At 66.1% G+C, this 10639-nt stretch carries 9 protein-coding genes; 5 read left to right on the forward strand and 4 right to left on the reverse strand.

Annotated features, from left to right (window positions below):
- The first annotated feature begins 39 nt into the window (after positions 1 to 39).
- Positions 40 to 834, forward strand: a complete 795-nt coding sequence (locus ACFC25_RS21480) for a nitrilase-related carbon-nitrogen hydrolase (protein ID WP_376048922.1) — start codon at positions 40 to 42, stop codon at positions 832 to 834.
- On the opposite strand, the gene ACFC25_RS21485 is transcribed toward ACFC25_RS21480, so the two are convergent.
- Positions 813 to 2495 carry a PucR family transcriptional regulator ligand-binding domain-containing protein gene (locus ACFC25_RS21485; protein ID WP_376048924.1) on the reverse strand — a complete coding sequence of 561 codons (1683 nt, stop codon included), beginning with the start codon at positions 2493 to 2495 and terminating at the stop codon, positions 813 to 815. The two genes, ACFC25_RS21480 and ACFC25_RS21485, sit on opposite strands and share 22 nt — an antisense overlap.
- A gap of 111 nt (positions 2496 to 2606) precedes the next feature.
- Here ACFC25_RS21485 and ACFC25_RS21490 point away from each other — a divergent pair, with 111 nt between their 5' ends.
- Both ACFC25_RS21490 and ACFC25_RS21495 read left to right on the forward strand, forming a co-directional pair.
- Positions 2607 to 4145 carry an amino acid permease gene (locus tag ACFC25_RS21490; protein ID WP_376048927.1) on the forward strand — a complete coding sequence of 513 codons (1539 nt, stop codon included), beginning with the start codon at positions 2607 to 2609 and terminating at the stop codon, positions 4143 to 4145.
- Positions 4142 to 5836, forward strand: a complete 1695-nt coding sequence (locus ACFC25_RS21495) for a flavin monoamine oxidase family protein (protein WP_376048930.1) — start codon at positions 4142 to 4144, stop codon at positions 5834 to 5836. Before ACFC25_RS21490 ends, ACFC25_RS21495 begins: the two co-directional genes overlap by 4 nt.
- Positions 5837 to 5934: 98 nt before the next feature.
- On the opposite strand, the gene ACFC25_RS21500 is transcribed toward ACFC25_RS21495, so the two are convergent.
- The 3 genes from ACFC25_RS21500 to purU form a co-directional block, all read right to left on the reverse strand.
- Entirely contained in the window at positions 5935 to 6453 is a 519-nt protein-coding gene (locus ACFC25_RS21500) for a gamma carbonic anhydrase family protein (protein ID WP_337346692.1), read from the reverse strand.
- 78 nt (positions 6454 to 6531) lie between these two features.
- Positions 6532 to 7206: a class I SAM-dependent methyltransferase gene (locus ACFC25_RS21505; protein WP_376048933.1), complete on the reverse strand. Its 675-nt coding sequence runs from the start codon at positions 7204 to 7206 to the stop codon at positions 6532 to 6534.
- A gap of 29 nt (positions 7207 to 7235) precedes the next feature.
- Complete coding sequence (gene purU / locus ACFC25_RS21510; protein ID WP_337346690.1) at positions 7236 to 8096, reverse strand: formyltetrahydrofolate deformylase; 861 nt, start codon at positions 8094 to 8096, stop codon at positions 7236 to 7238.
- 265 nt (positions 8097 to 8361) lie between these two features.
- On the opposite strand from purU, the gene glyA reads away from it, so the two are divergent.
- Together glyA and ACFC25_RS21520 are read left to right on the forward strand one after the other, a co-directional pair.
- Entirely contained in the window at positions 8362 to 9660 is a 1299-nt protein-coding gene (gene glyA, locus ACFC25_RS21515) for a serine hydroxymethyltransferase (RefSeq protein WP_376048936.1), read from the forward strand.
- Positions 9661 to 9668: 8 nt separating this feature from the next.
- Positions 9669 to 10580 (forward strand): bifunctional methylenetetrahydrofolate dehydrogenase/methenyltetrahydrofolate cyclohydrolase, encoded by a 912-nt coding sequence (locus tag ACFC25_RS21520; protein ID WP_376048939.1) that lies wholly within the window; start codon positions 9669 to 9671, stop codon positions 10578 to 10580.
- Positions 10581 to 10639 lie beyond the last annotated feature (59 nt).

Here is a 10639-nt window from a genome sequence, read left to right on the forward strand (position 1 = left end):
TCCTTCATGTGGCCGTCCCGATCTTGTGAGGTGGTAAAGGTGCTGCTGGCCCTGATGCAGGCAAACGCCCGCGTACTCGACATTGAGGCAAATTGCGCCGCCCTGGATGCGGCCGCGGTGGAGGCCGCCACGGCCGGCGCATCCGTGCTGGTAACCCCTGAACTGTTTCCCGTGGGCTACGCGCCGCTGCGGGTTCGAGCGGAGCTGGACCCCGCGAGGCTTCCCGCAATCAAGGAAGCGCTGAGCGCCATCGCGCGTCGGCGCGGAATAGCCCTGGTGTACAGCCTGCCGTCAGTTGCGGACGAGGGCAGCTGGCACATCACCTCCACACTGCTGGACGCCGCAGGGTCTGAGCTGCTCAGCTACGCCAAGGTGCACCTCTTTGGCGAGGACGAGCGCACGGCGTTCAGCCCGGCGGCGGCGGGTCCCGCCGTCGTGGATTTCAACGGCTTCCAGACCTCCATGGTGATCTGTTACGACGTGGAATTTCCGGAAACGGTCAGGGCTGCCGCGCTGGGTGGGGCAGAGCTGCTCCTGGTTCCTACCGCACTGGCGCACGGCTTCGACACGGTTCCGCAGGTCCTGTTGCGGGCCCGAGCGCTCGAAAGCCAGCTGACCATCGCCTATGCCAACCATTCCGGAACCGAGGAAGGCTGCGACTTCCTCGGCGGCAGTGTCATCGCCGGACCGGACGGATCGCTGCTGGCCACGGCGGGACCTGAGGCCGGTCTCCTGTATGCCGAAGTGAATCCGGACGCCGCACGGAAAGCCCGCAACGTGGTGCCCTACCTCCGTGAACGCCGACCGGAGCTCTACCGGTCCTGGGGTGTTTGAGGCGTCCCGGCCTCGAGTGCGTCAACGTACTGCAGGGCAATCCAGAGTTCAGCCCGCACCTGGGCGGAGCTAAGGTCCATGGCCAGCAGCTCGGCCAGGGCGTTGATCTGGCGCCGCACACTGTTCCGGTGCAAGCCGAGGACCTTGGCTGTGGCATCCCAGTTGCCGTTTTCACCCAGCCATGACTTCAGGACATTGAGCTGGGAGCTGCGGCGGTCAGGCTCCTGTGCCAGAACCGGTTCCAGCAGCCGTGCTGCGAGCATGCTGCCGGCGCTGCGGCCCAACAGTCCCGTGACTGACCACGTCACCTCATCCACGCGCACGCTTTCTCCGCTGGCCTTGACGCGGGGCCGCACTGACGCGGCACGCTGGTAGGCAGCCGGAAGGCCCGCCATGTCCGTAGGATCGCCCACTACCAGGCGCCAGCCCAGTCCCTCCACCTCATGCAGCAGGGCGTCGTCCACTTTGAACCGGGTCACGGCGGCAAATCCGTAGTCCGTCAGCTCCACCATCTTCGTGTCGAACAGCCTTCGCCATTGCAGCAGCTCCCTGACAGGGCCATCCGCCGAAGCCGGCGCTGAGCCGTCCGCCCGCACGCCCTGGATCACGCGGACAGCTCCGGACCTGGTTCCCGAAACGCTCTGCGCCAGGAGGTCCCGCAGTACGTTCAGCTGCCGGGCTGAACCGGCGGTCAGGCTTTCCGGATGCAGCAGCAGGGCTGTTGCCAGCTGGCTGGGAGCGAGCGATCCGCTGGTCCGCTGGCGCACGAGCAGTTCGAGCAGCCCCACCACCGAGGAGACCACGCTGTTCTGCGCCGGGGTCAGTGGCTTGTCCGTCCCCAGGATGAGGGCTCCGAGGGTGGCGTCCTTGGTGCTCCGGAGGGGATGGCCGAAGACGAGGACCGGACCGTCCGCCGGAAACGAATCCGTCTCCACCCGTGGGCCCGTGCCGGCCAGCAGGCGCTTCAGCAAGGGTTGCAGTGCAGAATGTTCGACGGCGGCGGCAGGGCTGGTCCCGCCGGTCCCGGTTGCTGCCGCCCGGGCCCGCACCCGGCCATCGGCCCCGAAAAGCTGGGCCCACACCGGGACCCGTTGGGCCAGTGCAGCAAGGAGTTCATGCTCGGGCCTGGCAGAGAGCACGGCCCGCATCAGTTGCCGGTTGGTGTCAGCCAGTTGACGGAAGACCCGTGCATTTCCGGATTCCAGGAGCTGGGAGAATTCCAGGCCGATGGCAGCGAAGGGTACGCTGCTGGGGATCTGCACCAGGGTGAGCTGGTGCCTTCGGCACGCTGAGCGCACCCGCTCCGGGACGGCGTCGAAATACGGCTCCAGCCCGAACCCCAGGGCTGCGACTCCCGCGGCGACCAGCCGCCGGACGTAGGCTTCCGCACTCTCCTTCGTTCCGCCGTCGTCAAGGAACGGCCGCCCCGCCGTCAGGACGAACTCCCCATCCAGCAAATATGGCGTGGGATCCTCCAGTTCGCTGGGCTCCACCCAGCGCAAAGGCGCACCGCCATTGCCGGCATCGTGAAGGACCGCGAGGTCCGCCGGGAGTGCGGCCAGAAACTCTCCCAGCGTTACGGCATCCAGGCGTTCCGCCGCCTCAGGCTGCACGAACGGACCCCTGGCCACAGTATCCACCGCTTCTTTGGTTTGGTGCATTACGTCTCATGATTGAAAACTATAGGTCACTTTGCACATCCCTGAGATGCGGCTCACACCCCTACGCTGGGTGAGGGAAACCCACCAACTACTCACGAACGGACGTCAACGATGACTGTGCCAACACTCTCCGGACAGGCCACGGGCCGCGCAGCCGGCCGTCCCGGACTGGGCGCGCAACTGCTGCGCCGGAAACCGATCGGCCAAATGGTCAGTGAAGCCGAAAGTGGCCAGGGCGGACCGAAACTGGTCCGCAGTTTCGGGGTCCTGCAGCTGACCATGATCAGTGTCGGCGCAACCCTGGGAACCGGCATCCTGGTAATCCTGGGCGAATCCGTTCCGCTGGCTGGGCCCGCGATCTGGATCTCGTTCGCCATCGCGGGGTTCGCCGCCCTCCTCTCCGCCGTCTCCTACGCAGAAATGGCCGGCATGGTCCCCGTGGCCGGGTCCAGCTACTCCTACACCTACGCCACCATGGGCGAGGGCATGGCCTGGATCTGCGGCTGGTGCCTGGTCCTTGAGTACGCCGTCTCGGTCGCGGCCGTGGCAGTCGGGGCAGGCCAGTACGTGAACGAGACCCTGGCCGTGTTCGGGCAGGTCCTGCCCGACGCCGTCTCCCAGCCCCCGGGCGACGGCGGCCTGGTCAACATTCCTGCAATGGTCATCGTGGTGCTGGCAACCATCCTGCTGGTTCGCGGCGCCAAAGAAAGCGCCTGGATCAACACGTCCATCGTGGTGGTCAAGGTGGGTATCCTCCTCTTCTTCTGCGCCGTGGCCTTCACCGCCTTCAATGCGGGCAACTTCGAACCGCTCCTGCCGATGGGTGCCGCAGGAGTCTCAGCCGCCGCGTCCCGTGTGTTCTTCTCCTACATCGGCTTCGACGCCGCGTCTACCGCCGGCGAGGAGGCCCGGAACCCGAAGCGGGACCTGCCCCGCGCCATCATGCTCTCCATGGTCATCGTCACCACCATCTACGTCCTCGTGGCCGTCGCAGCTATCGGCGCCCGGCCGTGGGGATGGTTCGACGGCACCGAGGCGGCCCTGGTGAAAATCCTGGAGGAAACCACCGGCCAGCCCTGGATCGCACTGGTCTTTGCAGTGGGTGCCGTCCTGGCTATCGCCAGCATCGTCCTGACCGTCCTCTACGGCCAGACACGCATCCTGCTCTCCATGTCACGCGATGGCCTCATCCCGAAGATCTTCGGCCGCGTCTCACCCCGGACCGGCACCCCCGCGGCCGGCACGCTCCTGGTGGGCATCGCCGTCGCCCTCACCGCCGGGCTGGTCCCGCTCGGTGCCCTCGCCGACGCCACCAGCATCGGAACACTGTTCGCCTTTGCCCTGGTCAACGTTGCCGTGATCTACCTGCGACGCACCCGGCCCGAACTGGAGCGCACCTTCCGCGTCCCGCTGTTCCCGCTGACCCCGCTCCTCGGCGCCCTGATGTGCGCCTACCTCATGGCCAACCTCGGAGCCGACACCTGGGTGACCTTTGGAATCTGGATGCTGGTGGGCGTGGCGGCCTACTTCGGTTACGGCCGCCGGAACTCCAGGGTGGCGGCGCTGAGCCAGGAGGAATACCGTGAGCGAAGCCGCCCGGAATCTTCAACGCTGTCCACCCCCGAACCCAAGAAGGCAGAGCTTTCATGACCGTCGCCACCGAACTCCCGGCCTCTGACCCGTCCAGCACCCAGGCCGGCCCTATCACCATGCTGAACCCCGATTTTCCGTTCAGCTACGACCACTATCTCGCCCACCCCGCAGGCCTCGGAGCGGTTCCGCCGGAGCTCTATGGCACCGAAGTGGCAGTTGTGGGCGCAGGGCTCTCGGGCCTCGTCACGGCCTACGAGCTCATGAAGCTGGGGCTGCGCCCCGTTGTCTACGAAGCGGATAGGATCGGCGGGCGCCTGCGCACAGCCAGCTTCCCTTCCGCCCCCGGCGTGGTGGCCGACCTCGGAGGGATGCGGTTCCCCGTGTCCGGCAAGGCGTTTTACCACTACGTGGACCTGCTGGGGCTGGAAACCCAGGACTTCCCCAACCCGCTGGCGCCCGTCACCTCGAGCACGGTCATCGAACTGGCTGGCCAGAAGCACTACGCCGAGACCGCCCAGGACCTGCCGCCGTTCTTCCGCGAGGTGGCGGATGCCTGGAAGGCCGCGGTAAACGACGGCGCCAAGTTCGTTGAAATGCAGGAAGCCATCCGGGCGCGGGACACCGGCCGGATCAAGGACCTGTGGAACGAGCTGCTGCCGCTCATGGACGAGCAGACCTTCTATGGCTTCATCGCCGGGAGCGAGTCCTTCAAGGAAGCCGGTTTTGCGCACCGTGAAGCCTTTGGCCAGGTGGGCTTCGGCACCGGCGGCTGGGACACAGACTTCCCCAACTCCATCCTGGAAATCCTCCGTGTGGTCTACACGGACGCCGATGACCAGCACCGGCTCATCAGCGGGGGAGCGCAACGGCTGCCCGAGGCACTATGGCAGCACGCGCCGTCGGGCATGGCCCACTGGCCGGACGGCACGTCCTTGGCTTCCCTTCACTCCGGCTCGCCCCGCGGGGCTGTGGGCAGGATCAGCCGCGATTCCGACGGAGGCCTCCGGATCCGGGAGCGTTGGGGCCGGGAGGCCAGCTACCCGGCTGTGGTGACCACGTGCCAGTCCTGGCTGCTCTCCACGCGCATCCACACAGAGGAGGCACTGTTCCCCGCCGAGCTGTGGACCGCGATCGAGCGCTCCCATTACATGCAGTCGTCCAAGACGTTTGTGATGGTGGACCGGCCGTTCTGGAAGGACGTGGATCCGGACACAGGCCGTGAGGTGCTGTCGATGACCCTGACGGACCGGCTGAACAGGGCCACCTACCTCCTGGATGACGGTCCGGACAAGCCAGCCGTGATCCTGCTGTCCTACACCTGGAATGATGACGCGCTGAAATGGCTGGCTCTGGATGCGGACGAGCGCGTTGAACTGATGCTGCATTCACTGGAGCAGATCTACCCGGGAGTGGACATCGCCAGCCACATCGTTGGCCAGCCCATCACGGTTTCCTGGGAGGCCGATCCCAACTTCATGGGGGCCTTCAAGGCAAACCTGCCGGGGCACTACCGCTACCAGCAGCGGCTGTTCACGCATTTCAAGCAGGACAAGCTGCCCGAAAGCCAGCGCGGGATCTTCCTCGCCGGTGACGATGTGTCCTTCACCGCGGGCTGGGCCGAAGGCGCCGTGACCACCGGCTTGAACGCCGTGTGGGGAGTGGTGAACCACTTGGGCGGTTCATCGGCTCCGGGGAACCCGGGTCCGGGTGAGCTCCTGGACGCCATGGGGCCGATCAGCCTGGACTGAGGACGCAGAAACAGCCTGAGGACGCAGAATCGGTGTGGGGACACCCGTTTTTGGGCGTCCCCACACCGATTGCGTGTCCTGGGGCGGGCGGGTGGAGATTAGCCGTGCAGTTCCCGGTGCGCCCGTGCCAGTTCGACGTAGCGGGCGGCGTTTTGCTTCACGCCGTCGAACTCCTCGTCGGTGAGTTCCCGCCGCACCTTGGCGGGAACCCCGGCCACGAGTGACCGCGGCGGCACTACAGTGCCTTCCAGCACGACGGCGCCGGCCGCCACGAGCGAGCCGGTGCCGATCACCGCGCCATTGAGCACGGTTGCCCCCATGCCGATCAGGCAGTCGTCCTCCACGGTGCAGCCATGGACGACGGCGGCGTGCCCCACGCTGACTCCTGCTCCAACGCTGCAAGGAAATCCCGGGTCAGCGTGCAGCACCACGTTGTCCTGAAGGTTGCTTCCGGCCCCCACGCTGATGGTTGCGGTGTCCGCCCGGACGGAGACACCGTAGAACGCGCTGGAGTCCTCGGCGAGGGTGGCCTGGCCAATGATCGATGCGGTCGGGGCGATGAAGGCGGAGTCGTGGACGGCCGGTGACGCGCCGGCGAAATCGTATAGGGGAGCCATGGCCCAAGCCTAGGACATCCCCCACCCCAACTAGGTAGCAGCAGATGTCGTTTTCAGCGCTCAAAACGACATCTGCTGCTACTTAGTTGGGGCGGGTGGGGTGCGGAGGATGAGGAACTGGTAGTGCTGCGTCCAGTTCCCCGCGCCGGGGCCGGATTCCTCGCCCGTGCCCTCCGGCCAGGTGACAAAGTCCTCGATGGTTCCGTGCCGTCCGAAAACCTTCCGAACCGTTTCGTCGCTGCGCCGGCTGAAGAACCGCCGGGATTCAAGGTCGTCCTCGGGGTTCAGCACCTCCTCGTCAGCACCGGACCAGAGGCCGACGGCGATCGGAGCGTTGGGTGCCGCGATGCGCACCAGTTCACGCAGGACGCCGTCGATGTCAGCAGCGGGGATGTGCAGGAGCGTGCTCATGGACCAGACAGCAGGAAAGGCGCCATCGGCGAAGGGCAGCCGCCGGGCGCTGGCGACAGAGACGTCCAGGCCCTTGGAGCGGGCCTGACGGACGTGCTCCTCGGCGAGGTCAACACCGGTGTAACGGATACCGGCCTGGACAAATTTCAGGCCGTCCTGGCCTGGGCCAGTGCCGATTTCGAGGACGTCGTGGCGGCCTTCGGACTTAAGCAGGTCAATGAATCGTTCGCGTGCCTCCACGCGCCGTGGAGACAGGGGATGATCCCAACCGGACGCGGCACGGCGGTTGTAGAACTCGGCGAGGCGCTGCTCACTGCCGGGGTCCTCCCTGCCAGGCACCATGGCTGCCTCCGCTCCGCTAGTTTAATCCCCTAGTTAAAGACAACGGTCCTGTTGCCGTCCAGCAGCACCCGGTGCTCAGCATGCCACTGGACTGCCTGGGCCAGCGTGCGGCCTTCGACGTCCCGGCCCATCTGCACGAACTGCTCCGGTGTGCGGGCATGGTCCACCCGGATCACTTCCTGCTCGATGATCGGCCCCTCGTCCAGCGCGGCCGTGACGTAGTGGGCCGTGGCTCCGATCAGTTTCACGCCGCGGGCATGGGCCTGGTGGTATGGCCGCGCGCCCTTGAAGGAGGGCAGGAATGAGTGGTGGATGTTGATAGCCTTGCCGGTCAGTTCGGCACAAAGGTCGTCCGAAAGGATCTGCATGTAGCGGGCCAGCACCGTCAGTTCGATGTCGTGTTCGGCCATGATGGCCCGCAGCTTGTCCTCGGCCTGGGCCTTGGTGTCAGGCGTGACGGGAATGTAGTGGAACGGAATGCCGTAGAACTCGGCCAGCCCGGCGAGGTCCTGGTGGTTTGAGACGATGGCGGGGATGTCGATGGGGAGGGTGCCGGAACGCTGCTGGAAGAGGATGTCGTTGAGGCAGTGGGCTGACGTGCTGGCCATCAGCAGGGTCCGCACCTTCTGGTCCACGGCGTTGAGGCTCCACTGCATCCCGAAAGCCTCGACCACCGGCTCAAGCACTGACTGGAGCTCGGACTTGGCGGCCGTCGTCGTGACTTCCACCCGCATGAAGAAGTTTCCGGTGGCCGGACTGCCATACTGCTGCGAGTCCGTAATATTGCAGCCTGCCACCAGAAGGGCACCGGCCACGGCGTGCACGATTCCGGGGCGGTCCGGGCAGGACAGGGTTACTACATACGCTTGGTTCAGCTGCTCATTACTCACGCCTACCAGCCTACCCGCGCCCACGTGCCGCATTTGGTAGTCTTGTTCAGTCGCAACTGGCGTTGGGTGGCTAACCACCAGGGAGCGGCAATCACGAAGACCACGGATCGTACGCCTGGGCCGAGGGTCATGTCTTGCCGGACAAGTGCTGCAACCCTGCCGGGAAACAGCACGCACTTTCACGCCCTGTCATCAAGCGGCGGCGGCGTGCGCCAGCCGGTAGCCTGACCTTAGCAGTGCCCGTATCCCTAGCCAGGAGTTTTTCGTGACTACTACCGCCACCACTACAGCCGCAGTCAGCAACCAGTCGCTGGCCGAGCTCGATCCCGAAATCGCCGCAGTCCTCGACCAGGAACTTGGCCGCCAGCGCGGCACCCTGGAAATGATCGCGTCGGAAAACTTCGCCCCGCGCGCCGTGATGGAAGCCCAGGGCTCCGTCCTGACCAACAAGTACGCCGAGGGCTACCCGGGCCGCCGCTACTACGGCGGTTGTGAATACGTGGACGTCGCCGAGCAGTTGGCGATCGACCGCGTCAAGGCACTGTTCGGCGCCGAGTACGCCAATGTCCAGCCGCACTCCGGCGCACAGGCCAACGCCGCAGCACTCTCCGCCATGATCACCCCCGGTGACAAGATCCTGGGCCTGTCCCTGGCGCACGGCGGCCACCTGACCCACGGCATGAAGCTGAACTTCTCCGGCAAGCTGTACAACGTCGCCGCCTATCAGGTGGAGCAGGACAACTTCCGCGTGGACATGGACAAGCTGCGCGAGCAGGCCATCGCCGAAAAGCCGCAGGTCATCATTGCCGGCTGGTCCGCCTACCCGCGCCACCTGGACTTCGCAGCCTTCCGCTCCATCGCCGATGAAGCGGGTGCGCTGCTCTGGACCGACATGGCACACTTCGCCGGGCTGGTTGCCGCAGGCCTGCACCCGAGCCCGGTGCCTTACTCCGACGTCGTCACTTCCACCGTGCACAAGACGCTCGCCGGTCCCCGCTCCGGCGTGATCCTGGCTAAGCAGGAGTGGGCCAAGAAGCTCAACTCCAACGTCTTCCCGGGCCAGCAGGGCGGTCCGCTCATGCACGTCATCGCAGCCAAGGCCGTCGCCTTCAAGATCGCCGGCACCGAGGAATTCAAAGAGCGCCAGGAGCGCGTCCTTGAAGGCGCCAAGATCATCGCCGACCGCCTCAACCAGGCCGACGTCGCCGAAGCCGGCGTCTCGGTCCTTACTGGCGGCACCGACGTCCACCTGGTCCTCGTTGACCTGCGCAACTCCCAGCTGGACGGCCAGCAGGCCGAGGACCTCCTCCACTCCGTGGGCATCACCGTGAACCGCAACGCCGTTCCGTTCGACCCCCGCCCGCCGATGGTCACCTCCGGCCTGCGCATCGGCACCCCGGCACTGGCCACCCGCGGCTTCGGCGCCGAGGAGTTCACTGAGGTGGCCGAGATCATCGCCACCGCACTGAAGGCCGGCACGGCTACCGACGTCGAGGCCCTGCAGTCCCGCGTGGACAAGCTCGCCGCCGACTTCCCGCTCTACCCGCAGCACGAGCAGTGGTAACCCCATCCATGGTGCAGACCGCGAAGATCCTTGACGGCAGGGCAGCCGCGTCCGCCATCAAATCCGAGCTGACGGAGCGTGTCGCGGCCCTCAAAGCCCACGGCGTCACTCCGGGCATTGCCACGGTGCTGGTGGGAGCGGACCCGGCCTCGCAGCTGTACGTGTCCATGAAGCACAAGCAGTCTGTGGAAATCGGGATGAACTCGATCCAGCGTGAGCTTCCGGCAGATGCCACCCAGGCGCAGGTCGAGGCCCTCATTGATGATCTCAATGCGGATCCCGCCTGCCACGGTTATATCGTGCAACTGCCGCTGCCCAAGCACCTGGACACCGACGCCATCCTCGAGCGGATCGACCCCGCCAAGGATGCCGACGGCCTGCACCCGACCAACCTCGGCCGGCTGGTGCTCAACGTCAATGGCGAGATCACTTCGCCGCTGCCGTGCACGCCCCGCGGCGTCATCGAGCTCCTGGAGCGCAACGGCTACAGCCTCGCCGGCAAACACGTGGTGGTGGTGGGCCGCGGCGTTACCATCGGACGCTCAATCGGCCTCCTGCTCACCCGGCGGGCCGTCAACGCCACCGTGACCCTGACGCACACTGGCACCGAGAACCTTTCGGAGCTGCTGCGGCAGGCGGACGTCATTGTGGGTGCGGCGGGTGTCAAGCACATCGTCAAGGCTGCGGACGTGAAGCCGGGAGCGGCCCTGCTCGATGTCGGTGTCACCCGTGAAAGTGACCCTGAGACGGGCAAGAGCAAGGTCCACGGCGATATCGATCCCGCCGCTGCCGAGGTAGCTGGCTGGATTTCGCCGAACCCCGGGGGAGTCGGCCCGATGACCGTGGCGCTGCTGATGACCAACGTAGTGGAAGCCGCCGAACGCCAACTGGCAGCGGAAAGCGGCTCGGGAATCGCCTAGCACCAAGCCAGGACAGCAACCAACAAAGCCCGACGTCGGCACCTTACGCAGGTGCCGAC

It is taken from the genome of Pseudarthrobacter sp. NPDC055928 (genome assembly GCF_042270935.1).
Classification (GTDB): Bacteria; Actinomycetota; Actinomycetes; order Actinomycetales; family Micrococcaceae; genus Arthrobacter.

Bases quoted from the DNA above. Each gene is read 5' to 3' on its own strand.
- ACFC25_RS21485 (WP_376048924.1), bottom strand. From the start codon at position 2,495: ATGCACCAAACCAAAGAAGCGGTGGATACTGTGGCCAGGGGTCCGTTC.
- ACFC25_RS21490 (WP_376048927.1), top strand. From the start codon at position 2,607: ATGACTGTGCCAACACTCTCCGGACAGGCCACGGGCCGCGCAGCCGGC.
- ACFC25_RS21495 (WP_376048930.1), top strand. From the start codon at position 4,142: ATGACCGTCGCCACCGAACTCCCGGCCTCTGACCCGTCCAGCACCCAG.
- ACFC25_RS21500 (WP_337346692.1), bottom strand. From the start codon at position 6,453: ATGGCTCCCCTATACGATTTCGCCGGCGCGTCACCGGCCGTCCACGAC.
- ACFC25_RS21505 (WP_376048933.1), bottom strand. From the start codon at position 7,206: ATGGTGCCTGGCAGGGAGGACCCCGGCAGTGAGCAGCGCCTCGCCGAG.
- ACFC25_RS21520 (WP_376048939.1), top strand. From the start codon at position 9,669: ATGGTGCAGACCGCGAAGATCCTTGACGGCAGGGCAGCCGCGTCCGCC.